This is a genomic window from Albidovulum litorale (assembly GCF_025751495.1).
Lineage (GTDB): Bacteria > Pseudomonadota > Alphaproteobacteria > Rhodobacterales > Rhodobacteraceae > Albidovulum > Albidovulum litorale.
This window is the reverse complement of record NZ_JAOWKZ010000004.1, coordinates 353,553-377,104: the sequence shown is the minus strand read 5'-3', so window position 1 is coordinate 377,104 and position 23,552 is coordinate 353,553. Positions and strand designations below refer to the sequence as shown.

The following is a 23,552-nucleotide window of genomic DNA, read 5'->3' as shown; positions in this document are numbered from 1 at the left end:
CTTACTCCGCCGCGACCTTCCGCGCCGCCCGCTTCGCCGCATGGGCCAGCGCCGCCTCGCGCACCCAGGCGCCATCCTCCCAGGCCTTCTTCCGCGCCGCGATCCGGTCGCGGTTCATAACGCCCTCACCTTTCACCACGCGCCAGAACTCGTCCCAGTCGATGGCGCCGTGGCGATAACCGCCCTTGCCGCCGTTCAGCGCCTCGTCCCAGCGCATCGCGGGGTCCGGCACCTTCAACCCCAGATAGTCCGCCTGCGGCACGGTCGCGTCGATGAACTTCTGGCGCAATTCGTCATTCGAGAAGCGCTTGATCTTCCACGCCATCGATTGCTCGGTATGCGAACTCTCCGCATCGTGCGGCCCGAACATCATCAGGCTCGGCCACCACCAGCGGTCCAGCGCATCCTGCGCCATCGCCTTCTGTGCCTCCGTCCCCCGGCAGAGGGTCAGCATGATCTCGTAACCCTGCCGCTGGTGGAAACTCTCCTCCTTGCAGATGCGGATCATCGCCCGGGCGTAAGGACCGAAGGAGCAGCGGCAGAGCGGGATCTGGTTCATGATCGCCGCGCCATCGACCAGCCAGCCGATCGTGCCGATATCGGCCCATGTCAGCGTCGGATAGTTGAAGATCGACGAGTACTTCGCCTTCCCGGCCAGCAGTTCCTCGGTCATCTCATCCCGCGTCACGCCCAGCGTCTCGGCAGCGGAATAGAGGTAGAGCCCGTGGCCACCCTCATCCTGCACCTTGGCCAAGAGCGCCGCCTTGCGCTTCAGCGACGGCGCGCGGGTGATCCAGTTGCCTTCCGGCAGCATGCCGACGATCTCGGAATGCGCATGCTGGCCGATCTGGCGGACAAGCGTCCGGCGATAGCCCTCGGGCATCGCATCCTTCGGCTCGATCTTTTCCTCGGCATCAATGCGCGCCTGAAACGCGGCAAGAAACGCCTCCGTCTCACCGGTCCGCCCGTCAGCGCCGATCAGCCCTTGGGAATACATGCAAGCCTCCTCCGTTCGCGGCATGATAGTACGTTACGAACCGAAGTTCTCATAATTGTTTTTGTAACACTTTGTCACCTTGCACCCGCCCGCCCAAGCCGAAATAGTCCGGCCATGACCAGAACGCTTCTCTCTCTCGGCCACGGCTATTCCGCCGCCGCCCTCGCCCGCCGCCTGACGGGCTGGACCATCATCGGCACGACCCGCCGGGCGGAAAAGGCCGACCGCCTGCGGGGGCAGGGCATTGAGGCCGTGCTCTGGCCGGGCGAGGATCTGAGCCCCGCGATCGCGCGCGCCACCCATATCCTCTGCTCCATCGCGCCGGGGGATGACGGCGACCCGGTTCTGGCTGAATACGGGGATGCGATTGCGACGGCCGCGCCACATCTGCAATGGGTGGGCTATCTTTCGACCACCGGCGTCTACGGCGATCATCAGGGTGGATGGGTCGATGAGACGACACCCCTGGCGCCGGGGACGAAGCGTGGCCGGATACGGGTTCTCGCGGAGAGCCAGTGGCAGACCTTGGCCGAGAGCGCGGGCCTGCCCCTGCACATCTTCCGGCTTGCCGGCATCTATGGGCCGGGACGGGGCCCATTCGAGAAGGTGAAAAACGGCACCGCGCGCCGCATCATCCGGGAAAACCAGTATTTCAGCCGCATCCATGTCGAGGATATCGCGAGCGTTCTCGCCGCTTCCATCGCCCGGCCCGACCCCGGCGCCATTTACAACGTCGCCGATGACGACCCCTCGCCGCCCGAGGATGTGCTGGCTGAAGCTGCCCGCCTTCTGGGCCTGCCGCTGCCACCCGAAGTTCCCTTTGACGAGGCCGAAATGAGCCCGATGGCCCGCAGTTTCTACGCAGAGTCGAAGCGTGTGGCGAATGACCGGATCAAGCGGGACCTCGGGGTGACGCTGGCCTATCCGGACTATCGGGCGGGCCTAAGGGCGTTGCTGAACGACCTCGGCTAATTGGCCCGGTTCCGATTTCTTGAAAAGAAATCGGGCCGGAAACTTCGAAAGTTTCCGGCCCGCCATGTCCGCGTTGCTCGGCTTACGCTCGCACCAACCGCTCGTATTCCGCCACGACCCGCTTTGCCAGATCGCCCACCTCGAAGGTGTAGTCGCCGATGGAGCCGACCGGCGTGACCTCGGCGGCGGTGCCGGTCAGCCAGCACTGTTCGAAGCTTTCCAGTTCGTCCGGCATGATATGCCGCTCATGCACCTTGATCTGCATGTCCTTCAGCATCTGGATGACGGTCTGGCGGGTCAGGCCGTTGAGGAAGCAGTCGGCCAGGGGCGTATGGACCTCGCCATCCTTGACGAAGAATATATTGGCCCCGGTCGCCTCGGCCACATAGCCGCGATAGTCGAGCATCATCGCATCCGAACAGCCCTTGGCCTCAGCCGCGTGCTTGGACATGGTGCAGATCATGTAAAGGCCCGCCGCCTTCGCCTCGGACGGGATCGTCGCCGGATCGGGGCGGCGCCACTTGGCGATGTCGAGCTTGGCGCCCTTCATCTTGGCGTCGCCGTAGTAATTGCCCCATTCCCAGGCAGCGACGGCCAGCCGAACCGGGTTCCGCTTCGACGCGACCCCCATATCCTCGCCCGCACCGCGCCAGGCGAGCGCCCGGATATAGGCATTGTCCCAGCCATTGGCCTTCAGGACCGCTTCCTTGGCCGCGTCGATTTCCTCCGCCGAGTAGGGGATCGGCATGTCCAGCAGTTCACCCGAGCGCAGGAGGCGCTTGGAATGCTCATGCCCCTTGAAGATCTTGCCGTTATAGCAGCGTTCGCCCTCGAAGACCGAAGAGGCGTAATGCAGCGCATGGGTCAGGATATGGACCTTGGCGTCGCGCCATTCCACGAGCTTGCCGTCCATCCAGATCTTGCCGTCGCGATCGTCGTAAGCCGCTGCCATCTCATCCTCCTCGGGCGCGCCCGTTTTGCAAATATTGCGCCATTTAGGTCCGTATCGGACATAATATTGCGCCAAATCCGGGATTCGCTATCAGTTGACTCTTGGAAAGTCAACATAGCTGACATAAAATCGGCGCATACAGGCTGGACAAGCGGGGATCAGAACCGTGACAACGGGCAGTCCGGGGACGCAGGGCGGCGAGAGCCTGCTGTTCCTGACAGATGAACAGCTCAGGAAGGGCATTGAGGCGATGTTCTTTGCCTATCGTGCCTTCACCGCCGATCCTGACCGCATTCTCGAAAACTACGAATATGGCCGCGCCCATCACCGGGCGATCCATTTCATCAACCGCCAGCCGGGGCTGACGGTCAACACGCTTCTGACCATGCTCGGCGTGACCAAGCAGTCGCTGAACCGGGTCCTGCGGACGCTGGTAGAGGACGGTCTGGTCGAGGCCCGCGTCGGTCGCAAGGACAAGCGGGAAAGGAACCTCTTCCTGACCCAGAAGGGCGCGGAACTGGAACGCGAACTCAGCGACGCCCAGCGCGCAAGGATGCGCTCGGCCTACCGCGCCGCGGGGCCTGCCGCGGTGGCGGGGTTCCGGCAGGTGCTCGAGGCGATGATGGACCCCGAGATCCGCCGGCATTACCAGTCAATCAGGGATACAAGTTCATGAATGCGCAGGCCGATATCCATCTGTTGATCGTCGACGATGACGAACGCATCCGGGGGCTATTGCAGAAATTCCTGATCCGCAGCGGATTTTTCGTTACCGCCGCCCGCGACGCGGCCCATGCGCGGCGGCTGCTCGGCGGGCTCGATTTCGACCTCATCGTCATGGATGTGATGATGCCGGGCGAGGACGGGGTCAGCCTGACGCGATCCCTGCGCGAGACGATGAAAACGCCGATCCTGCTTCTGACCGCCAAGGGCGAAACCGCCGACCGCATCGCGGGGCTGGAGGCGGGGGCCGACGACTATCTGGCCAAACCCTTCGAGCCGAAAGAGTTGCTGCTCCGCATCAACGCGATCCTTCGCCGCACGCCGGTCGTCGTCGAACCCAAGACACCGAAAGTCCTGAACCTCGGCCCCGTCCGCTACGATGTCGATCGGGGCGAGATGTGGCGCGGCGACAGTCTCGTCCGGCTGACCGCCACGGAAGCCGCGCTGATGCGTATCTTTGCGGCGAAACCGGGCGAGCCGGTCAGCCGCACGCAACTGGTGGAGGATCTGGGCCGCGCGACGGGCCGGGGCGGAAACGGGCAGGCACAGGAACGTGCGGTCGATGTCCAGATCACGCGGCTTCGCCGCAAGTTCGAGATCGACCCGAAGCAGCCCCGCTATCTTCAGACCGTGCGCGGCGCGGGTTACATGCTGGCCCCCGAATGACCCGTCGGGGCCGGTCATACCTTCGGCGAAAGTGTTTTTTGCAAGACAAAAGGCGGACACGGTGAGCACGATTTTCCTGACGCATGAATCCGGGCTTGCCCATGTCACGCCGCCCGGCCATCCCGAACAGGTGGCACGGCTTGAGGCGATCTATGCCGCCCTGCGGGGTGAGGAGTTTGGGGCACTTGATCGAAGGACTGCGCCGACGGCCGATGCGGAGGAGGTTCTGCGCTGCCATTCGGCTGCCTATCTCGATCTGGTTCGCAGCGCCCGGCCAGAAAAGGGCTGGTCCCAGCTCGACGGCGATACCTTCATGGCGCCGGGATCCTGGGAGGCCGCCCTGCGCGCCATCGGGGCGGCGGAGGCAGCGGTGGAGGCGGTGATCGCGGGCGAGGCTGCGAATGCCTTCATCGCAATGCGACCACCGGGGCATCATGCGGAACGCGAACGCGCGATGGGGTTCTGCCTGTTCGGCACCGTCGCCATCGCCGCGAAATACGCGCTCGATGCGCGTGGCCTTGGACGCGTCGCGGTGCTCGATTTCGACGTCCACCACGGCAATGGGACACAGGACCTGCTCTGGGACGAGCGCCGTGCGATGTTTGTCTCCTCCCACCAGATGCCGCTTTACCCGGGCACTGGCCGGGCGGATGAGACCGGCGCCCATGGCCAGATCGTCAATCTGCCGCTGACCTCCGGCTCCGGCGGGCATGAGATGCGCCTGGCATGGGAAGGGGCGTTGGAACAGGTGCGGGATTTCGCGCCCGACCTCATCCTTGTGAGCGCGGGCTTCGACGCCCATCGCGACGACCCGCTGGCGGGCCTGAACTGGACCGAGGCGGATTTCGCGTGGATCACCCATGCGATCTGCGATCTGGCCGAGGATTGCTGCGAAGGCCGGGTGGTATCCTCGCTGGAGGGTGGCTATGATCTCGCGGCGCTGGGCCGCTCGGTCGCGGCGCATGTTCGGGTGCTGATGGAGCGGGGCGGATGAGCGACATTGCCAAGATGAGCTTTGAAGAGGCGATGAATGCGCTGGAAGGCGTCGTGCGCGACCTCGAATCGGGCAATGTGGAGCTGGAGAAATCCATCGCGCTTTACGAACAGGGCGCCCGTCTGAAGGCCCATTGCGAGAAGAAGCTGAAAGAGGCCGAAGAGAAGGTCGCCAAGATCACGCTTGGTCCCGACGGTCAGCCGACAGGAACGACACCGGTCGAAGGCCTCTGACCCATGTTTCCAGAGCGCCTGAAACGGGTGCAGGGCAAGGTGCAGGAGGCGCTCGACCACGCGCTCGCCTTTCACCCCGACCTGCCCGTGATCCATGCGATGCGCTATGCGCTTCAGGGCGGCAAGCGCCTGCGCGCCTTCCTCGTTCTTGAGAGCGCGCGCCTGCACGGCATTCATGAGGGCGAGGCGATGGCCGCCGCCGCCGCGGTCGAGGCTTTGCATGCCTATTCGCTGGTGCATGACGACCTGCCTTGCATGGATGACGACGACCTGCGCCGCGGCCAGCCCACGGTCCATGTGAAATGGGATCAGGCGACGGCCGTGCTGGCGGGTGACGCCTTGCAGACGCTGGCCTTTGAGCTTTGCTGCGACCCGTCGCTTGGAGCCCGCCGCATCGACCTTGTGACGGCGCTCGCGAAAGCCTCGGGGGCCGAGGGAATGGTGCTGGGTCAGGCGCTCGACATCGCGGCCGAGACGGCCACCGACCCTCTGACGCTGGATGAAATCACCCGGTTGCAGGCAGGCAAGACCGGCGCGCTCTTCACTTTCGCCGCGACCGCGGGGGCGATCCTCGCCGGGGCCGATACCCGGCCGCTTGAGGATTACGCCCGCGCCCTCGGCCTCGCCTTCCAGATCGCCGACGACATCCTTGATGTGGAGGGCGATCCGAAGAAGGCGGGCAAGAAGCTCGGGAAGGATGCGGCGGCGGGCAAGGCCACCTTCGTCTCGCTCCTCGGCCTGAAGGGCGCTAAAACCCGTGCCCGCGAACTGGTGGCAGAGGCCGAGGCGGCGCTTGCGCCCTACGGAATGAAGGCCGACCTGCTGAAAGAGGCCGCGCGTTTCGTAATCGCCCGTGACGCCTGAGGCCGCAGGCGCTTCGGCTGCCGGAGACAGCGGCTTTGTCGTCACCATATAAAAAGGCGACACAGGCGCAGACGCTCCCGCAACCTGTGTCGTTTATGATTGCGCGTTCCGAACCGGACTCAGATTGCGGTCGCGGCTTGTTCCAGCGCCGATACCAGGCCCTGGACGATCGCCGGATCAAACGCGACCGGCGCCTTGGCATTGGGATCTGGTAGCGACAGAACGACATCGTCGAATGCCAGCGCCACACCCTGAGCCGCCTTTTTCGAGGCCGGATCGCCCGTCATGATCAGCTCGTCCAGCTGATTGCGGGCAACCATCAAAAGGCCCCAGCATTCCTGGAACGACACCACGTCGGTCGTGCCGGACGGATCGAGCATCTCACCCGCTTCGGCGGCGGTGTTTTTCACGGCAGCGAGGAAATCCTGCGCCGTGGGCTGCAACATCACCTTCGCCTGCTGAACGGCAGACAGCACATCGATATAGGCCGCATTGACCGCCTCGCGGCCGCTTGCCCCTTCCAGCGCGATCAGCAACGGCTCGAGATCAGCCACACCGGCATTCGCCAGACCGTCCTTGATCAACGGGAAATTGTCACGCCGCGGATGGGTGAAATGCGACCCTTCCGTGCTTGTAAGCCCGTCCTGAAGGAAAAGTTGTCCCAGCATCATGTCGCGCTCAATCCCGATCAGACCGGTGAGCAGATCGACGGTCTGATCGCTGACCGCGAAGGGCTGGGCAATCCCGGCTCCGCCTGCGTCAGTGTTGGACGGCACAACCACACTGCCGGCAAATGTGCCGCTCGACATCGAAAGGCTCGTGGCAAGGCTAAACAACAGTACTGGCAAGCAACGCTGCCCCGGGCAGCGAACACGGGAGACAGGAGTATAATTCGTCATCTTTCAATCCCGTTCTGGGAAGCGGCATCTGCCACGCCGCAGGCAACCGATGATCCCGCGCCTCATACGGGAAAACCCCTGCGCCTATTTACCGACCATCGGATTGAGGTCGGATCGCAAATGATTGTGTCCTGAATTCGATTGGCTATGGGCAAGATTTGGATGCCTCATAGGGGAACGCGCTGCACTCCGCACAATCTTGACGACGCATCACCGCAATCCGACCCAGCCGCTTCCCGGCCCCGATATGTCCGCGCCCGATTGTCCCCGGCCGTGTTTGCGACTAAACCAACCAAAATATGCCTCAGGACCCGTCCGTGACTGACAGACCGATTACACCGCTACTGGACCGCGTGAAGGTTCCGGCCGATCTCAAGGGCCTGTCGGATCGCGAGTTGCGTCAGGTTGCCGATGAGCTTAGGGCCGAGACGATCAGCGCTGTCTCGGTGACCGGCGGGCATCTCGGCGCGGGGCTCGGCGTGGTGGAACTCACCGTAGCACTTCACGCCATCTTCGATACGCCGCGCGACAAAATCATCTGGGACGTGGGGCATCAGTGCTATCCGCACAAGATCCTGACCGGGCGGCGCGACCGCATTCGCACCTTGCGGATGAAGGACGGGCTGTCGGGCTTCACCAAACGCTCGGAAAGCCCGTACGACCCGTTCGGCGCGGCCCACAGTTCCACCTCGATTTCCGCCGCGCTTGGCTTCGCCGCCGCCCGCGACCTCGGCGGTGAGCCGGGCGATGCGGTCGCCGTCATCGGCGATGGCGCGATGAGCGCGGGCATGGCCTATGAGGCGCTGAACAATGCGGGCCATCTGAAAAAGCGGCTCTTCGTCATCCTCAACGATAACGAGATGTCGATCGCCCCGCCCGTGGGCGCGATGTCGGCCTATCTCTCGCGGCTTTATGCAGGCGCGCCCTATCAGGAATTTAAGGCCGCCGCGAAAGGCGCGATCAGCCTTCTGCCCGAGCCCTTCCAGGAAGGCGCGCGGCGAGCGAAAGAGATGCTGAAAGGCATGACCGTCGGCGGCACGATGTTCGAAGAGCTTGGCTTTTCCTATGTCGGTCCGATCGACGGCCATGACATGGAGCAGCTTCTGACCGTCCTGCGCACGGTCCATGACCGCGCCACCGGACCGATGCTGATCCATGTGCTGACCAAGAAGGGCAAGGGCTATGCGCCCGCCGAACGCGCCGCCGACAAGGGCCACGCAACGGCCAAGTTCGACGTGGTGACGGGCGAGCAGAAAAAGGCGCCCTCGAACGCGCCCTCCTATACCAAGGTCTTCGCCCAGTCGCTGATCCGGGAGGCCGAGAAGGACGACAAGATCGTCGCCATCACCGCCGCGATGCCCGACGGCACCGGGCTGAACCTTTTTGCCGAGCGTTTCCCGAAGCGCTGCTTTGATGTCGGCATCGCCGAACAGCATGCCGTGACCTTCTCGGCCGGGCTCGCGGCGGCGGGGCTGAAACCCTTCTGCGCGCTCTATTCGACCTTCCTGCAACGCGGCTACGATCAGATTGTCCACGACGTGGCGATCCAGCGCCTGCCGGTGCGTTTCGCCATCGACCGCGCGGGTCTCGTCGGCGCCGACGGTGCCACCCATGCCGGGGCCTTCGACATCGCCTTCCTATCGAACCTGCCCGACATGGTCGTCATGGCCGCCGCCGATGAGGCAGAGCTGGTCCATATGGTCGCCACCGCCGCCGCCATTAACGACCGCCCCTCAGCCTTCCGCTTTCCGCGCGGCGAAGGCGTGGGCGTGGACATGCCCGAACGGGGCGCGCCCCTGGAGATCGGCAAGGGCCGCATCATCGCCGAGGGTGGCCGCGTTGCGATCCTCTCCTTCGGCACAAGGCTGGCCGAGGTGCTGAAAGCCCGTGAAGCCCTCGCCCAGCGCGGGCTCGCCCCCACTGTCGCCGATGCCCGCTTCGCCAAACCGCTGGACCGCGATCTGATCCTGCGGTTGGCTGCGGAACACGAGGCGTTGATCACCATCGAAGAAGGCGCCATCGGTGGCTTCGGCTCCCATGTCGCACAGCTTCTGGCCGAGGAAGGCGTCTTTGACCGCGGCCTGAAATACCGCTCCATGGTCCTGCCCGACACCTTCATCGACCAGGCATCACCCGAGGACATGTACGCCACAGCCGGTATGGATTCCGCCCATATCGAGGCCAAGGTGCTCGACGTGCTTGGCGTCGCATCGGTTGCAAGCAAACGCGCCTGAGCGCGGTCAGCCGACCCTGTCCATCCGCTCCCTGCTATCCTGCGCCTGATCGAGTTTCGCCTCGATCTGCGCCAACCGTACCAGAACCTCATCCCGATAGCTGTCGGTCCGGGCGATTTCCTCTTCGTCATGCGCTTCCTGCATCGAATTGACGATAAGGCCGACGACAAGGTTCATAACCGCGAAGGTCGTGACGAGGATGAAGGGCACGAAGAAGGTCCAGGCCAGCGGATAGACATCCATGACCGGTCGAACGATGCCCATCGACCAGCTTTCCAGGGTCATGATCTGAAAGAGCGAATAGCCCGACCGGCCGAGCGTGCCGAACCAGTCGGGAAAACTTGCCCCAAAGAGCTTCGTCGCCATGACGGAAGCCGCGTAGAAAACGATCCCCATCAGCAGGAAGACGGACCCCATGCCCGGCAGGGCAGAGATGAACCCCTCCACCACCCGCCGCAGCCGTGGCGTGACGGAAATGACTCTCAGCACCCGCAGGATGCGCAGCACCCGCAAGACCGCGAATCCCTGACCCGCCGGAACCAGCGCCACCGCCACGATCGCAAAGTCAAAAATGTTCCAGCCGTCACGGAAGAAGGACAGACGGCGGGCATAGAGCTTCGCTGCCAACTCCACCACGAAGACCGCAAGGCAGAGACTGTCCAGAACGACAAGAAGCGGCCCAGCCGCCGCCATCGCCGTCGCCGAAGTCTCAAGCCCGAGGATGGCCGCGTTGAACAGGATCACACCGATGATCCCATACCTCACCTCGGGGCGTTCGAGAAAAACGGAAACTCTTTCGCGTAATGACATTCTGGCGCCCTTCGTCCTTTTCCGCTTTCATATGGAAACAGGGGCCGCCCCCGGCAAGGCCATTCAGATCAAGGAGAACACCGTGCTGCACCTCATTCTCTCGCTCTGCCTGATCGCCGCGCCCGCTCTTGCCCAAACCGTACCGGATGCGGCCGAAATCGCCGCCTTTCCGCCCCTGCACCGCGCCGCTCATAACGGCGATACCGAGACGATCCGCCGCCTCATTGCCGAAGGTGCCGACGTGAACGCCCGCGATCGCCGCCGCCGCACCCCCGCGCATATCGCCGCCTTCGCCTCGCAGGAAGCAGCACTCACCGTCCTTTCCGAGGCGGGGGCCGACTTGAACGCGCTCGATGGCGAGGCTTATGACCTCGTCACCATCGCCGCGGTCGCTGACGATCCCGAGTTCATGTCGCATGCCATCGACCTTGGCAACGATCCCGGCCTCACGACCAGCCGCTGGGACGGCACCGCGCTCATCGCCGCCGCCCATCTCGGCCATGCCGAGGTCGTGCGCCGCCTGATCGCCGCCGGCGCGCCGCTCGATCACATCAACAATCTGGGCTGGACCGCCCTGATCGAGGCGGTCGTACTCGGCGACGGTGGAAAGAACCATCAGGAGGTCGTCCGCGCACTCGTCGCGGCGGGCGCCGATGCGTCGATCGCCGACCGCGACGGCGCTACGCCACTCATGCTCGCCGAGGCGAGGGGATACGGGGAAATCGCCCGGCTGATCCGCGCCGGTCGCTGACCGTCAGGCGGTGTGCCCGCGCTCAATGCGGAAATACTCGCGCAGTTTTGCCGAGTTGTTCCGTTCCACGGGGCGCTCATGCAAGGCCTTCGCGGCCGGGTGAGAGCCTTCCTCGCCATGGGTCTTCTCGACCTCGACGAAGTTCTTCAGGCGGCCACCTTCGGGCGATTTACGACGGTCGACAATATGCCGGCTCATGACATCCTCCTTCCGGTCTCCCGCGCCACAGGGGCGAGAGTACATTCAAGATGGGGCCGAATCGGCGCAATTTCCACCCCTTATTGCTGCTGATTTAATCAACCTGGGCGGGATTCCATCAATCGGGACAATGCCCAAGCAGCGGCATCGGCCACCGCCGGATCGGCGTCGGCGACCAGACGCGCTGCAACCGGCCCGAGCTGCGGCAGGCCGGAATTTCCGATTGCATAAAGCACGTTACGCACGAACCGGTCGCGCCCGATCCGCTTGATCGGACTGCCGGAAAACCGCGCCCTGAAACCCGCATCGTCCAGCCCCGCCAGTTCCGCCAGATCAGGCGCGCCAACCCGCGCCGCATAACCCGCCTCGTGGGCCTCAACCGCGAACTTGTTCCACGGACAGACCGCCAGACAATCGTCGCAGCCATAGATGCGGTTGCCCATCAGCCCCCGCAATTCCTCCTCCACCGGCCCCTTATGCTCGATCGTCAGATAGGAAATGCAGCGCCGCGCATCCAGCTGATAAGGCGCGGGGAAGGCCTTTGTCGGGCAGACATCCAGACAGGCCCGGCACGATCCGCAATGATCGACCTCGGCCGCGTCCTTCGGCAGATCGAGCGTGGTGAAGATCGCCCCGAGAAAGAACCAGCTTCCCAGCTCGCGCCCCACCAGATTGGTATGCTTGCCCTGCCAACCCAGCCCCGCCGCCTGACCGAGCGGCTTTTCCATCACCGGCGCGGTATCGACGAACACCTTGATCTCCGCTGCCACGCCCTCCCGCGCCGCCGCCTCGATCAGCCAGCGGCCAACCCGCTTCAGCCGCTTCTTGACCAGATCGTGGTAATCGCGGCCCTGCGCGTAGCACGACACGGCGGCCACACCGGGCTCCTCCAGCACCGCCAGCGGATCACCCTCCGGCGTATAGGCCTCGGCCAGCATGATCACCGTGCGCGCCTCGGGCCAGAGCGCGGCCGGATCGCCGCGCCAGCCCATCCGCTCCGCCATCCAGCTCATCTGCCCGTGCCGCCCCGCCGCGACGAAATCCGCCAACCGGCCCGCCGCCTCCGGGATCGCATCCGGCGCACAGAGACCCACGGCTGAAAACCCCTCCGCCAGCGCCCGCTCGACCAAACGCGCTTTCAGATCGGACATGAAAACAGACCTTCCCACTTTCTGTCCGGAAATACTCCGGGGGTCCGGGGGCAGCGCCCCCGGCTTTGGCGGTCAGAAATCCAGATCGGCATAATGCGCGGGCGGCGGGAAGCCCGGCACCTGATCGGCGAGGATCGACCGGAACGAGGGCCGCGACTTGATCTTGGCGTACCAGTCCTTGACGTTCTGGCTGCGGTTCCAGTCCACGTCCGAGATGTAATCAAGGCTCGACAGATGCGCGGCGGCGGCGAAATCGGCCAGCGTCATCTCGTTTCCGGCCAGCCAGCGGCGCTGATCCAGAAGCCAGTGCATGTAATCGAGGTGATACTTGATCCGCGTCGCGCCGGACTTCACGTTCTTCGAATCCGGATAGCCCTGCTTCATCACCTTCTTGTTCACGCGCTCGTAGACCAGTTTCGACGTCACCTCGTCATGAAACTTGTCATCGAACCAGGAACACAGGCGGCGCACCTCATACCGGCCCTCGGCGTCCTTGGGCATCAGCCGCGGCTCGGGGATCGTGTCCTCCAGATATTCGCAGATCGCCTGGCTTTCCGACATGGTCTTGCCATTGAGCCGGATCACCGGGATTTTCGCCGCCGGATTGCGGCGCAGGAACTCCGGGTCCTGCTCCCAGTAACGTTCCTCGACCAGCTCCACCTCGACCTTCTTCTCGGCCAGCGTCAGGCGGACCTTGCGGCAGAAGGGCGACAGGGGAACGTGATAAAGACGGGTCATGGGTAAGGCTCGCGCGGGACTGATATCCGTGATAGCGATGGCGGCCCCCCGGTTCAATCCTCGAAGCAGTCGGCGCGTCCATCGGCGCGGATCGTCGCCGCCCCGTCGGCAATGGACCGGGCGCGTTTCCTGAGGAAACCCGAAGGCCGCGCCGGGTTGCGGCCCTTCGGATCGGGCAGGGCAGCGGCGATCAGCGCGGCCTGTGTCGCGCTCAGATCCTTCGCAGATATGCCGAAATAGCGCTGCGCGGCGGCCTCGGCCCCAAAGGCGCCCTTCCCGGTCTCGGCCACGTTCAGATAGACCTCGACGATGCGCCGTTTGGACCAGACAAGCTCAACGACCGGCGTCATCACCGCCTCCATCGCCTTCCGCGGCCAGCTTCGCCCCTGCCAGAGGAACACGTTCTTGACCACCTGCTGGCTGATGGTGGAGGCCCCGCGCCCCGCGCCTTCGTCCAGCGCCGCGCGGATCGCCTTCATGTCGAACCCCCAGTGCAGGCAGAAATTCGCGTCCTCCGCCGCCACGACCGACCGCGCCAGATGCGGCGACATATCCTCTAGCGCCACCCAGTCGCGGTCGATCCCGCCCTGCCGCCAGCTTTCGGCGATCATGTAGGGCGTCAGGACCGGCGGGAGGACGGTGAAGAGGACAACAAGCACAAGAAAGGCCGCGACCACGCCCAGGACCGCCCGCCGCGCCAGCCGCAGGGCATCCCTCAGCGTCCAGCCGGAGCGTTTCGCGGCAGGCTTCTTTTTCGATTTCGACGCTGTTTTTCTGCTCGTGGCCATTGGCCGAGATGAACCACGCCCCGCCCCTCCGGGTCAAGCCTCAGGCTGCGATCAGAAACGCCTCACGTCGGCTGACCACGCGCCGCGCCGCCGGAACCGGCGGGCCATCGAGCCTGTCCATGAGATCCGGGAACACCGCTTCGATCTCGGCCCGTAGGGCGCGATCCCCGGCGATCATCCAGCTTGAGGGGTAAAGGCTCTCGCTCGGCGCGCCCTCGGCGAAAACGATCTCGTGCCGGTCGAAGAGCAGGTGCAGATACTTGACCCGGGTCATGGGACGATAGGTAATACCCTCCAGCCCGACCAGATGCTTGGCCGCCACCAGAACTTCTTCCTCGGCGAAATGCAGTTCCGCCTCCCAGCCCGTGATCAGCATCCGGTGCTCGGACGAGACCAGAAGATCGTGCTCATTGCCGAGCGCCCCTGCCGCGATGGCCACCGGGGCCAGTTCGCCGGACCCGTCCACTTCCGTCTGCCCGATCCAGCGCAAGGTCTGCGGCCCGTGATCCAAAGTCTCGACCTTGTCTCCAACCTTCAGGGTTTCGACAGGCACGGCACCATCCGGCACCCGGATCAGCGTTCCGGGTGTGAAACAGGGCGGGCCGAGATCGCCGACCAGCAGCGGTCCCTGAACGGTGACCCAGGTGGACGAGACAAAGGTCCCGTCCTGCAGGACCTGTCCGTCGGTCGGCGTGAATATCCTGCTTCCATCCTGCATGTAGAAGGTGGTGCCGGTATAGGTGACGTTACCCACACCCGGTACGTTGATCGTAACCGTATCGCCCGGATAGGAACGCAGGATATCCACGCCATCGACGCTGTCCCCGTTGAAACGGTCCAGGTCGCCGTCATCGTTCGAATCCGTCAGCGTCATTTGGCTGAATGACACTGCAGTCCCTACGGGTGGCGGGTTGGCGGGGTCGAACGAATAGAACTGGTCGGTGTAGTTGGTAGGCATTGTCGTTGGTCGGCATGGCCGCTCTCGGCCGGTTTGGAGACGTGCATAGTGAACGAATCCGGTATGGTTTGTTAATGCGCCGTTAATGTGGCCGGGATCGGACAGTTTGTGGACCGTCGAAACACATCCGGACGGGCAGACCGCCCGGCCCGCGCGTTTGAGACTTTGACACTCGGCCGGACCCATGGACATGGGCCAGCCCTCAGGTCAGGACAGTTCCGTCAGCTCAGGCCACCAGAAGCCGCGCCTCGCGCGCCTTCACCACCGGACGCGCCGTGCGCAAACGGCGCCGCGCTGCAGTGGTCGCGAGCTCGGGGAAGATCGCCAGGATCTCCTCCCTGAGCGCCCGGTCGCTCTCCAGGATCACGTCGCCGGGATGGAAACTTTCGCTGGGCGCGCCCTCTGCGAAAACGATCTCGTGCCTGTCGAACATCAGGTGCAGATAGTCGACCTCTGCCATCGGCAGACGGTCGATGCCCGGCATGTCAACGAGATGCACGGCCGCCGCCAGCACCTCGCCCTCGCCGGTGACAAGCTCGGCCAGCCAGCCACTGACCAGCATCCGGTGCTGCGGCGAGACAAGCAGCGCGCGGCGGTTGCCAAGCACCCCTTCCGCGATCCGCACCGGCGCGAAGCGGTCCATGCCGCTTACCCGCCGCCGCCCGGCCCACCGCACCGGCTGGGCCCCGTGATCCATGGTCGTGACAAGATCGCCGACACCGATCTCCTCTATCTTCCGGGGGCCGTCGGGCGTCGCGATCAGCGTGCCCGGCGTGAAGCAGGGCGGCACCGGCCAGGGTGCCGGCGGGCTCACCACAAGATCGCTGACCTTCAGCGTGGTATTGCCATTCTGAAGGTTCGGCGTGTCGTCCCCATCGGCATTCATGTCGATGGCATAGGTCAGATAGGTGCCGTCACCGAGATCGACGCGGATGAAACCCGCCAATTGCGTGGGATCGCCTCGGACGTTTCCGAACCCTAGGAACTCGTAGGTCAGCTGCGTCGTGCCACCGTCAAGCGAGACAAACTCGCCCGGCTGCGGCGTGCCGAGCAAACCATCAACATCGGTAAAGGTCAGCGAGGTCCAGGCATTGGTGACGATATTGACGTTTCCGCCCGACTGGAGCGGATCGCCATTCACATCCTGCGCCGTCAAAGTGAATGTGGCCACCCTTCCCACCGTTCAGAACATGACCGTCGCTACGATGAGGATAAGCGTACAGGGCGCTCAACGGAATATCCGGAAGGAAAGACATGAAAGTGTTGCCAAAGCCCCACTTTCGGGCAGGAGCGTTGTTGTCCGCGTCCGGGGTCGGTCCTGCTGAAAGGCACGGGGCCGGGCCCGATGCCCGGTCCCGATTATCATGACGCTCGGCCCTATTCCGCCGGAACCGCCTCGGCATCGGTGCTCAGCGGATACGCGATATGTGGCAGCATTTCCTTCGGGCACACTTGAATGAAATTCGCCCGTTCACTGGCCCAATGCTGCAGGATGCCCGCCGCCTTGCGGCTGGCGGTCTCTGCCGCGTGCCGTTCGATCAGCCCCTTTAGCTCGGCCTCCCAGTGCGGATGGGTGACCGCACAGGTGACAAGGGTTTCGAGGTTCATCATCTCCTCGGCCGTGCCATCGGGGTCATAGACATAGGCCATGCCGCCGGTCATGCCCGCGCCGAAGTTCGCACCGATCCGGCCGAGGATGACGGCGACGCCGCCCGTCATGTATTCGCAGCCGTTCGAGCCGCAGCCCTCGATCACCACCTTCGCGCCCGAGTTCCTGACGGCAAAGCGTTCGCCCGCGCGGCCTGCGGCAAAGAGATAGCCGTCGGTCGCGCCGTAAAGCACGGTATTGCCGATGATCGTATTCTCCGACGCCTCCAGCGGCGACACCATCGGCGGGCGCACGACGATCAGACCGCCGGAAAGGCCCTTGCCGACATAGTCGTTGGCGTCGCCCGACACTTCCAGCTTGATCCCCGGTGCCGCGAAAGCGCCCAGCGACTGACCGGCACTTCCTGTCAGCTTGACCGTCAGGTGATCGGGTTGCAGCGCGTTGCGCATCCCGAAATTCTTCACGATCAGCGAAGAGGCCCGCGTGCCGATGGTGCGGTGCGTATTCCGTACCGCATAGGAAAGCTGCATCTTCTCGCCTTCCTCGAAGAACCGCGCGCCATCGCGGATGATCTCTGCATCCAGCGTATCGGGCACCACGTTGCGCGGCTTCGACCGGTCATAGACGATCTTGTCCGCACCATCGACGGTGATCAGCAGGGGATTGAGGTCGAGGTCATCGAGATGCGCCGACCCCCGGCTGACTTGGCTGAGCAGATCAGCCCGCCCGATCACCTCATCGAGCGACCGCGCACCGATCTGGGCAAGGATTTCCCGCACTTCCTGCGCGTAGAAGGTGATGAGGTTCACCACCTTGTCGGCCGATCCGGTGAACTTCTTGCGAAGCTCCTCGTTCTGGGTGCAGACGCCGACCGGGCAGGTGTTCGACTGGCACTGACGCACCATGATGCAGCCCATCGCGATCAGGGCGGCAGTGCCGATGCCATATTCCTCGGCCCCCATCATCGCCGCGATGACGATGTCCCGGCCGGTCCGCAAACCGCCATCGGTCCTCAGCGTGATCCGCTCGCGCAGCTTGTTCATCGCCAGAACCTGATGCGCCTCGGTCAGGCCCATCTCCCACGGCAGGCCGGCATATTTGATGCTGGTCGCCGGGGACGCCCCCGTGCCGCCATTATGGCCCGAAATCAGGATCACATCGGCCTTGGCCTTGGCCACGCCCGCCGCAATCGTGCCGACGCCCGAGGACGCCACCAGTTTCACCGTCACCTTGGCGCGCGGGTTGATCTGTTTGAGATCGTAGATCAGCTGCGCCAGATCCTCGATCGAATAGATATCGTGATGCGGCGGCGGCGAAATCAGCGTCACGCCGGGCGTCGAATGCCTGAGCCGCGCGATCAGCTTAGTCACCTTCATGCCGGGCAACTGCCCGCCCTCGCCGGGCTTGGCGCCCTGCGCGACCTTGATCTCCAGCTCCTCGCAGGCGTTGAGGTACTCCGCCGTCACGCCGAAGCGACCCGAGGCCACCTGCTTGATCTTGGCCGACGGGTTGTCGCCGTTCGGTTCCGGCAGGAAATGCGCCGGGTCCTCGCCGCCCTCGCCGCTGTCGGATTTCGCGCCGATCCGGTTCATCGCCACGTTCAGCGTCTTGTGCGCCTCGGGGCTGAGTGCCCCCAATGACATGCCCGGCGTCACGAAGCGCTTGCGGATCGAGGTGATGCTTTCCACCTCTTCAATCGGCACCGGACGGCCCAAAGGCTTGATGTCCAGAAGGTCGCGCAGATGGATCGGCGGGTTCGCCCGCATCGTCGCCGAATACTGCTTCCAGAGGTCATAGGACGCGCGGTCGCAGGCCGATTGCAGAAGATGCATCGTCTGCGCTTCCCAGGCGTGCTTTTCGCCCGTGCGCCGCGCCTTGTAGAAACCGCCGATGGGCAGAACGTCGGTGCCGCCCTTCCAGCCCTTGGCATGGACCTCCGCCATCTTGTGCTGGATGCCCGAGGTACCGATGCCCGAAATGCGGCTGTGCATGCCCGGGAAGTACTCGGCGACCATCGCGCGCGAGAGCCCCACGGCCTCAAAGTTCAGACCGCCGCGATAGGAGGAGATCACCGAAATCCCCATTTTCGACATGATCTTCAGCAGGCCCGCGTCGATGGCATCGCGGTAGCGACGCATCGCGTCGATCAGCGACCCCTCGATCAGCCCGCGCCGGATGCGGTCGGCGATGGTGTCCTGCGCGAGGTAGGCGTTGACCGTGGTCGCCCCACAACCGATCAGCACCGCGAAATAATGCGGGTCGATGCATTCCGCCGCCCGCACATTGAGCGAGCAGAAGGTGCGCAACCCCTTGCGCGTCAACCAGCTATGCACGGCGCTCGTCGCAAGGATCATCGGCATTGCCACCTTGCCTTCGCCCTGATGCTGGTCGGTCAGCACGATATGGCCCGCCCCCGAGCGCACCGCATCCTCGGCTTCGGCCCGGATCCGCTCCAGCCCCTGCCGCAACACGTCCTGTTCATGACCGGCCGGGAAGGTGCAGTCGATCACCGCGACGTTGTCACCGAACTGGCGCACCATCTCGTCGAACTCGGCATTGGCGATGAACGGGCTTTCCAGCACGAGGATTTCGGTCTGGCTTGAATCCTCGTCCAGCACGTTCTTGAGGTTCCCGAACCGGGTCTTGAGGCTCATCACCCGCGCCTCGCGAAGCGAGTCGATGGGCGGGTTCGTGACCTGGCTGAAGTTCTGGCGGAAGAAGTGCGACAGCGGCCGGTACTGCTTCGACAGAACCGCGGCAGGCGTATCGTCCCCCATGGAGGCGACCATTTCCTTGCCATCCTCGGCCATCGGCGCCAGAACCTGCTCGATCTCTTCCAGCGAATAACCCGCCGCGATCTGGCGCTTGCGCAGATCGGCGCCCTCGAAGACATGCTTTTCCGGCACATCGCGCATCAGCGCATTGAGGTCCACGACCTTGTTGATCCAGTCGCCGAAGGGCTGCGAGCCCGCCAGCCGGTCCTTGATCGCCCGGTCATGGTAGAGCTTGCCCTCTTCCATATCGACCGCGATCATCTGGCCGGGGCCGAGCGCGCCCTTCTCGCGCACCATCATCTCATCGACCGGCACCATACCCGCCTCGGACCCCGCGATCAGCAGCCCGTCGCCCGTCAGCACGTAGCGCATCGGGCGCAGCCCGTTCCGGTCCAGCCCGCCGCAGACCCAGCGGCCATCGGTCATGGCAAGCGCAGCGGGCCCGTCCCAGGGCTCCATCACCGCGTTGCAATAGGAATACATGTCGACCCAGGGCTTCGGCAGTTCGATGGTGGATTTCGACCACGCCTCGGGCACCAGCATCGTCTTGGCCATCGGCGCGGAACGGCCCGCGCGCACCAGAACCTCAAAGACCGCGTCCAGCGCCCCGGAATCCGAGCTGCCGCCCGGAATGATCGGCTTGATATCCTCGGCCGCCTCGCCGAAGGCGGAAGAGGCCATGCGGATCTCATGGCTCTTCATCCAGTTGACGTTGCCCTTCAGCGTGTTGATCTCGCCGTTATGGGCCAACATGCGGAAGGGCTGCGCCAGCGCCCATTGCGGGAAGGTGTTCGTGGAATAGCGCTGGTGATAGATGGCAAAGGCGCTCTCGAACCGTTCGTCCATCAGGTCGGGATAGAAATCGGCCACCTGCTCGGCCAGCATCATGCCCTTGTAGATGATCGACCGACAGGAAAGCGAGCAAAGGTAAAGCCCACCGATCTGCGCGGCCAGGGCCGCCTTCTCGATCCGGCGGCGGATGATGTAAAGCTCACGCTCGAACTGCTCGCGGCTGATGTCTTTTTCACAGCGGATCAGGATCTGCTCGATCTCGGGCCGCGTCGCATTGGCCTTCTCGCCCAGAACCTCGGTGTTCACCGGCACATGGCGCCAGCCATAGATGTAATGGCCCATGCGCAGCACTTCCGTCTCCACGATGGTCCGGCACCGCTCCTGCGCCCCGAAATCGGTGCGCGGCAGGAAGATCTGGCCCACCGCGATCAGCTTGCCGAAATCCGGCTCGTGACCCGTGCGGCGGACCTGATCGTAGAAGAACTTGACCGGGATTTGCACATGAATGCCCGCGCCGTCTCCGGTTTTGCCATCGGCATCGACGGCGCCCCGGTGCCAGACGGCTTTCAGCGCATCAATGCCGTTTTCCACAACCTTGCGGCTGGCCTTGCCGTTGATCGACACGACCAGACCCACGCCGCAGGACGAATGCTCATCCGTCTCGCGGTAAAGCGAGTTCTCATCCATCCACTGACGCTTGGCTTCCTCAGCCGCCACCCAGTCCGACCCAAACCGCGTCATTGGTTGTCTCCTTCTGCATTCACCCCGATCGAGGCGAGAAATTCCTGTTCCGTCATCCGCAGATGATCGCCCGCATAGGCAAAGCCCGAAGGCTTGCGGTCGATGTAGATTTCCTTGGTGAGCGCAAAGCCCGTATCCTCAAAGAGCCCCGCCGACACCGCATGGAAATCCACCTTCGGATCGGTCAGCCGGTACCAGAGCGGCGATCCACACGTGCCGCAGCTTGCCCGCTCCGCCCAGTCCGACGACTTGAAAGACCCCACCGGCCCGTCGGCCTTCAGCGTGCCGGGCGCAGCGTCGATCTCAAGAAAGGCGCTGCCGGTCCAGCGGCGGCACATCGAACAATGGCAGGCATGGATCTCGGGCTTGGCGGGCACCATCGTGACCGTCACCGCGCCGCACATGCACTGGCCATTCAATGCCCCGGTCATGGCCTGATCCCTTCACCGGGCAGGACCGCTTCAGTCATCGTCATGTTGCAGTCATATTGCGGATCGGCGGACAGAAAGCCCTTCTCACCCGGCAATGCGAAAACCACCGGCGTGCTGACCGACTCGCTGCTTTCGCCGGCGGTATTCTCGAACGTCTCCCGGTCGGCGAAGAAGATGCGCCAGTCGCGGTGGATCAACTGCTGGCCCTTGCGGGTCCACAGCACCTCGCCCGCCGCGTTCCGCGCGGTCAGGTCGAACTTGGTGCGTTCCAGCGTGACCCCGTCGATCACCACCTTTTCGCCCGTCAGCCGGTCATGGCCAGAATAGCGCACCACGTTGCCGGAATTGCTTTCGGTGGTGAAATCGTAATCGTCACGGCCCGTCGTGATCAGCGTGGTGAAGGAGGCCGGATCGACCTCGGACATGAGCCGGTCGGTCTCGCCACTATAAAGATCATAGCTCTCCAGCCAGCGCGTCTCGGCATCGATGCGGCTGGAATAATAGGGCCCCTCGCCATCAAGATAGGTCGCCCACTGATCGCCGGGCGCGTCATGTGCGCAGCGGTAGTGCTGCGAGACCTGACATTCGCGCATCTGCACCGTCGCATAGACTTCGCAGCCTGCCGGTGCAGCGAACTTGCCGCCGGCATGCGCGGGCAGTGTGAAGATGAGCGCCAGAGCGCCAAGGCCGAGGATTCCGCCGGGATGTGCCACGTTCAGACTTCCTTCATTCTCCGGGTCAGGTCCCCTGACCCATTCATAGTGCTTGCCACGCCGTTACCGCACCGGTTGCCATACGTTTTGCCGACAGGTTGCCGACGTCCCGCCGACAGGCCGCTTACTCCGCCGCCACGGCCTGTACCTCGTTCAGATATCCCAGCACGCTCTCCGCCGCCTCGCGCCCGTCGCGGATCGCCCAGACGACAAGGCTCGCGCCCCGCACGATATCGCCCACCGCATAGACGCCCGGCAGGCTGGTCGCATGGGTGCCGAAATTGGCCTTGATCGTACCCCAGCGGGTCACTTCCAGTCCCTCGGTGCCCCAAAGCTGCGGCAGGTCCTCGGGTTCAAAGCCCAACGCCTTGATCACCAGATCGGCCTCTTCGATATAATCCGCGCCCTCGATCACCTCCGGCGCCTGACGGCCCGTCGCATCGGGCGCGCCAAGGCGCATGCGCTCGACCAGCACCCCCTCGACCGCGTCGCCTGCGGTAAAGCCCTTGGGCGCGGTCAGCCAGACGAATTCGACGCCCTCTTCCTCGGCATTCGCGACCTCGCGCTGCGATCCCGGCATGTTGGCCCGGTCGCGGCGATAAAGGCATTTCACGGATTGCGCGCCCTGCCGGATCGCGGTGCGCACACAGTCCATCGCGGTATCGCCGCCGCCGATGACAACGACGCGCTTGCCCTTGGCATCCAGCTCACCAGAGTCAAACTCCGGCACCTCGTCGCCGAAGGACTTGCGGTTCGAGGCGGTCAGGTAGTCGATGGCGCGCACGATGCCCTCGGCCTCGGCATTCGGCCCGCCCAGATCGCGGCTTTTATAGACGCCGGTGGCGATGATCACCGCATCATGCTTGCCGCGGATGGCGTCAAAGGCGATGTCCTCGCCCACATTGCAGTTCAGCTGGAACTGCACGCCGCCCTGCTCCAGCTGGGCGATCCGGTTCATCACCACGTCCTTTTCCAGCTTGAAGCCGGGGATGCCGTAGGTCAGCAGGCCGCCCGCGCGGTCGTAACGGTCATAGACCGTGACCTGCACGCCCTGACGGCGCAGCGCGTCGGCGGCGGCAAGGCCGCCCGGCCCGGCGCCGATGATCGCGACGCTTTCGGCCCGCTCCTCGCGCGGTTTCACCGGCTTGACCCAGCCCATGTCCCAGGCGGTGTCGGTGATGTACTTCTCGATCGCGCCGATAGTGACGGTGCCGTGGCCCGACTGCTCGATCACGCAATTGCCTTCGCACAGCCGGTCCTGCGGGCAGATGCGGCCGCAGATCTCGGGGAAGGTATTGGTGGCCTGGCTCAGCTCATAAGCCTCCTGCAAGCGGCCCTCGGCGGTCAGGCGCAGCCAGTCGGGGATGTTGTTGTGAAGCGGGCAATGGGTCTGGCAGTAGGGCACGCCGCACTGGCTGCACCGGCCCGCCTGTTCGGCGGCCTTGGCGTCGGCGAACTCGCGGTAAATCTCGTGGAAATCCTGCGCCCGCACATTGGCGTCACGCTTGTCCGGCATCGCCTTCGGGACGGTCACGAATTGCAGCATACGATTCTGTGCCATGAC

The 23,552-nt window shown here is 64.3% G+C and carries 22 protein-coding genes; 8 read left to right on the top strand and 14 right to left on the bottom strand.

Annotation, left to right across the window (positions count from 1 at the left end; genetic code table 11):
* Position 1 precedes the first annotated feature (1 nt).
* A complete protein-coding gene (gene paaA / locus OEZ71_RS17075; protein WP_263741259.1) occupies positions 2 to 997 on the bottom strand; it encodes a 1,2-phenylacetyl-CoA epoxidase subunit PaaA in 996 nt (331 codons plus the stop codon).
* A gap of 114 nt (positions 998 to 1,111) precedes the next feature.
* Between paaA and OEZ71_RS17070 the strand changes: the two genes are divergently transcribed.
* Positions 1,112 to 1,969 carry an SDR family oxidoreductase gene (locus tag OEZ71_RS17070; RefSeq protein ID WP_263741258.1) on the top strand — a complete coding sequence of 286 codons (858 nt, stop codon included), beginning with the start codon at positions 1,112 to 1,114 and terminating at the stop codon, positions 1,967 to 1,969.
* Positions 1,970 to 2,051: 82 nt separating this feature from the next.
* Here the strand turns inward: OEZ71_RS17070 and OEZ71_RS17065 are convergent, their stop codons facing one another.
* Positions 2,052 to 2,921, bottom strand: coding sequence for a branched-chain amino acid aminotransferase (locus OEZ71_RS17065; protein ID WP_263741257.1), 870 nt, complete (start codon positions 2,919 to 2,921; stop codon positions 2,052 to 2,054).
* 166 nt (positions 2,922 to 3,087) lie between these two features.
* Here OEZ71_RS17065 and OEZ71_RS17060 point away from each other — a divergent pair, with 166 nt between their 5' ends.
* The 5 genes from OEZ71_RS17060 to OEZ71_RS17040 all read left to right on the top strand — a co-directional run bounded on the left by OEZ71_RS17060 (position 3,088) and on the right by OEZ71_RS17040 (position 6,401).
* Positions 3,088 to 3,597 carry a MarR family winged helix-turn-helix transcriptional regulator gene (locus OEZ71_RS17060; RefSeq protein WP_263741256.1) on the top strand — a complete coding sequence of 170 codons (510 nt, stop codon included), beginning with the start codon at positions 3,088 to 3,090 and terminating at the stop codon, positions 3,595 to 3,597.
* A complete protein-coding gene (locus OEZ71_RS17055) occupies positions 3,594 to 4,310 on the top strand; it encodes a response regulator (RefSeq protein ID WP_263741255.1) in 717 nt (238 codons plus the stop codon). Before OEZ71_RS17060 ends, OEZ71_RS17055 begins: the two co-directional genes overlap by 4 nt.
* A 61-nt stretch (positions 4,311 to 4,371) precedes the next feature.
* Positions 4,372 to 5,304 carry a histone deacetylase family protein gene (locus tag OEZ71_RS17050; protein WP_263741254.1) on the top strand — a complete coding sequence of 311 codons (933 nt, stop codon included), beginning with the start codon at positions 4,372 to 4,374 and terminating at the stop codon, positions 5,302 to 5,304.
* Positions 5,301 to 5,537, top strand: a complete 237-nt coding sequence (locus tag OEZ71_RS17045) for an exodeoxyribonuclease VII small subunit (protein WP_263741253.1) — start codon at positions 5,301 to 5,303, stop codon at positions 5,535 to 5,537. The genes OEZ71_RS17050 and OEZ71_RS17045 overlap by 4 nt, the downstream gene beginning before the upstream one ends.
* Positions 5,538 to 5,540: 3 nt before the next feature.
* Positions 5,541 to 6,401, top strand: coding sequence for a polyprenyl synthetase family protein (locus OEZ71_RS17040; RefSeq protein ID WP_263741252.1), 861 nt, complete (start codon positions 5,541 to 5,543; stop codon positions 6,399 to 6,401).
* 119 nt (positions 6,402 to 6,520) lie between these two features.
* On the opposite strand, the gene OEZ71_RS17035 is transcribed toward OEZ71_RS17040, so the two are convergent.
* Entirely contained in the window at positions 6,521 to 7,210 is a 690-nt protein-coding gene (locus tag OEZ71_RS17035) for a hypothetical protein (RefSeq protein WP_263741251.1), read from the bottom strand.
* A 407-nt stretch (positions 7,211 to 7,617) separates the two neighbouring features.
* Here OEZ71_RS17035 and dxs point away from each other — a divergent pair, with 407 nt between their 5' ends.
* On the top strand, positions 7,618 to 9,534 hold the full coding sequence (gene dxs / locus OEZ71_RS17030) for a 1-deoxy-D-xylulose-5-phosphate synthase (RefSeq protein WP_263741250.1): 1,917 nt from the start codon (positions 7,618 to 7,620) through the stop codon (positions 9,532 to 9,534).
* Between the two features lie 6 nt (positions 9,535 to 9,540).
* Here the strand turns inward: dxs and OEZ71_RS17025 are convergent, their stop codons facing one another.
* Positions 9,541 to 10,344, bottom strand: a complete 804-nt coding sequence (locus OEZ71_RS17025; protein ID WP_263741249.1) for an ion transporter — start codon at positions 10,342 to 10,344, stop codon at positions 9,541 to 9,543.
* A gap of 31 nt (positions 10,345 to 10,375) precedes the next feature.
* Here OEZ71_RS17025 and OEZ71_RS17020 point away from each other — a divergent pair, with 31 nt between their 5' ends.
* Positions 10,376 to 11,095 (top strand): ankyrin repeat domain-containing protein, encoded by a 720-nt coding sequence (locus OEZ71_RS17020; protein ID WP_263741248.1) that lies wholly within the window; start codon positions 10,376 to 10,378, stop codon positions 11,093 to 11,095.
* Between the two features lie 3 nt (positions 11,096 to 11,098).
* On the opposite strand, the gene OEZ71_RS17015 is transcribed toward OEZ71_RS17020, so the two are convergent.
* The 10 genes from OEZ71_RS17015 to OEZ71_RS16970 form a co-directional block, all read right to left on the bottom strand.
* Positions 11,099 to 11,293 carry a hypothetical protein gene (locus tag OEZ71_RS17015; RefSeq protein WP_263741247.1) on the bottom strand — a complete coding sequence of 65 codons (195 nt, stop codon included), beginning with the start codon at positions 11,291 to 11,293 and terminating at the stop codon, positions 11,099 to 11,101.
* Between the two features lie 98 nt (positions 11,294 to 11,391).
* Positions 11,392 to 12,444 carry a tRNA epoxyqueuosine(34) reductase QueG gene (gene queG, locus OEZ71_RS17010; protein ID WP_263741246.1) on the bottom strand — a complete coding sequence of 351 codons (1,053 nt, stop codon included), beginning with the start codon at positions 12,442 to 12,444 and terminating at the stop codon, positions 11,392 to 11,394.
* Positions 12,445 to 12,516: 72 nt separating this feature from the next.
* A complete protein-coding gene (gene fzlA, locus OEZ71_RS17005; protein WP_263741245.1) occupies positions 12,517 to 13,182 on the bottom strand; it encodes an FtsZ-binding protein FzlA in 666 nt (221 codons plus the stop codon).
* A 53-nt stretch (positions 13,183 to 13,235) separates the two neighbouring features.
* Positions 13,236 to 13,970 carry a monofunctional biosynthetic peptidoglycan transglycosylase gene (mtgA, locus tag OEZ71_RS17000; RefSeq protein ID WP_263741244.1) on the bottom strand — a complete coding sequence of 245 codons (735 nt, stop codon included), beginning with the start codon at positions 13,968 to 13,970 and terminating at the stop codon, positions 13,236 to 13,238.
* Positions 13,971 to 14,010: 40 nt separating this feature from the next.
* Complete coding sequence (locus tag OEZ71_RS16995) at positions 14,011 to 14,928, bottom strand: Hint domain-containing protein (RefSeq protein ID WP_263741243.1); 918 nt, start codon at positions 14,926 to 14,928, stop codon at positions 14,011 to 14,013.
* Positions 14,929 to 15,154: 226 nt separating this feature from the next.
* A complete protein-coding gene (locus OEZ71_RS16990; protein ID WP_263741242.1) occupies positions 15,155 to 16,099 on the bottom strand; it encodes a Hint domain-containing protein in 945 nt (314 codons plus the stop codon).
* A gap of 206 nt (positions 16,100 to 16,305) precedes the next feature.
* The gene (gene gltB / locus OEZ71_RS16985) at positions 16,306 to 20,844 is read right to left on the bottom strand and encodes a glutamate synthase large subunit (RefSeq protein WP_263741241.1); all 4,539 of its coding nucleotides are present in this window, start codon (positions 20,842 to 20,844) and stop codon (positions 16,306 to 16,308) included.
* Entirely contained in the window at positions 20,841 to 21,275 is a 435-nt protein-coding gene (locus OEZ71_RS16980; RefSeq protein ID WP_263741240.1) for a GFA family protein, read from the bottom strand. The genes gltB and OEZ71_RS16980 overlap by 4 nt, the downstream gene beginning before the upstream one ends.
* A complete protein-coding gene (locus OEZ71_RS16975) occupies positions 21,272 to 21,988 on the bottom strand; it encodes a type 2 periplasmic-binding domain-containing protein (RefSeq protein WP_263741239.1) in 717 nt (238 codons plus the stop codon). The genes OEZ71_RS16980 and OEZ71_RS16975 overlap by 4 nt, the downstream gene beginning before the upstream one ends.
* A 124-nt stretch (positions 21,989 to 22,112) precedes the next feature.
* The gene (locus tag OEZ71_RS16970; protein WP_263741238.1) at positions 22,113 to 23,549 is read right to left on the bottom strand and encodes an NAD(P)-dependent oxidoreductase; all 1,437 of its coding nucleotides are present in this window, start codon (positions 23,547 to 23,549) and stop codon (positions 22,113 to 22,115) included.
* Positions 23,550 to 23,552: the final 3 nt, after the last annotated feature.

Coding starts and splice junctions, on each gene's coding strand:
- paaA (WP_263741259.1), bottom strand. CDS start 997: ATGTATTCCCAAGGGCTGATCGGCGCTGACGGGCGGACCGGTGAGACG.
- OEZ71_RS17070 (WP_263741258.1), top strand. CDS start 1,112: ATGACCAGAACGCTTCTCTCTCTCGGCCACGGCTATTCCGCCGCCGCC.
- OEZ71_RS17065 (WP_263741257.1), bottom strand. CDS start 2,921: ATGGCAGCGGCTTACGACGATCGCGACGGCAAGATCTGGATGGACGGC.
- OEZ71_RS17055 (WP_263741255.1), top strand. CDS start 3,594: ATGAATGCGCAGGCCGATATCCATCTGTTGATCGTCGACGATGACGAA.
- OEZ71_RS17045 (WP_263741253.1), top strand. CDS start 5,301: ATGAGCGACATTGCCAAGATGAGCTTTGAAGAGGCGATGAATGCGCTG.
- OEZ71_RS17040 (WP_263741252.1), top strand. CDS start 5,541: ATGTTTCCAGAGCGCCTGAAACGGGTGCAGGGCAAGGTGCAGGAGGCG.
- OEZ71_RS17035 (WP_263741251.1), bottom strand. CDS start 7,210: ATGTCGAGCGGCACATTTGCCGGCAGTGTGGTTGTGCCGTCCAACACT.
- OEZ71_RS17025 (WP_263741249.1), bottom strand. CDS start 10,344: ATGTCATTACGCGAAAGAGTTTCCGTTTTTCTCGAACGCCCCGAGGTG.
- OEZ71_RS17020 (WP_263741248.1), top strand. CDS start 10,376: ATGGAAACAGGGGCCGCCCCCGGCAAGGCCATTCAGATCAAGGAGAAC.
- OEZ71_RS17015 (WP_263741247.1), bottom strand. CDS start 11,293: ATGAGCCGGCATATTGTCGACCGTCGTAAATCGCCCGAAGGTGGCCGC.
- queG (WP_263741246.1), bottom strand. CDS start 12,444: ATGTCCGATCTGAAAGCGCGTTTGGTCGAGCGGGCGCTGGCGGAGGGG.
- fzlA (WP_263741245.1), bottom strand. CDS start 13,182: ATGACCCGTCTTTATCACGTTCCCCTGTCGCCCTTCTGCCGCAAGGTC.
- mtgA (WP_263741244.1), bottom strand. CDS start 13,970: ATGGCCACGAGCAGAAAAACAGCGTCGAAATCGAAAAAGAAGCCTGCC.
- OEZ71_RS16995 (WP_263741243.1), bottom strand. CDS start 14,928: ATGCCTACCAACTACACCGACCAGTTCTATTCGTTCGACCCCGCCAAC.
- gltB (WP_263741241.1), bottom strand. CDS start 20,844: ATGACGCGGTTTGGGTCGGACTGGGTGGCGGCTGAGGAAGCCAAGCGT.
- OEZ71_RS16980 (WP_263741240.1), bottom strand. CDS start 21,275: ATGACCGGGGCATTGAATGGCCAGTGCATGTGCGGCGCGGTGACGGTC.
- OEZ71_RS16970 (WP_263741238.1), bottom strand. CDS start 23,549: ATGGCACAGAATCGTATGCTGCAATTCGTGACCGTCCCGAAGGCGATG.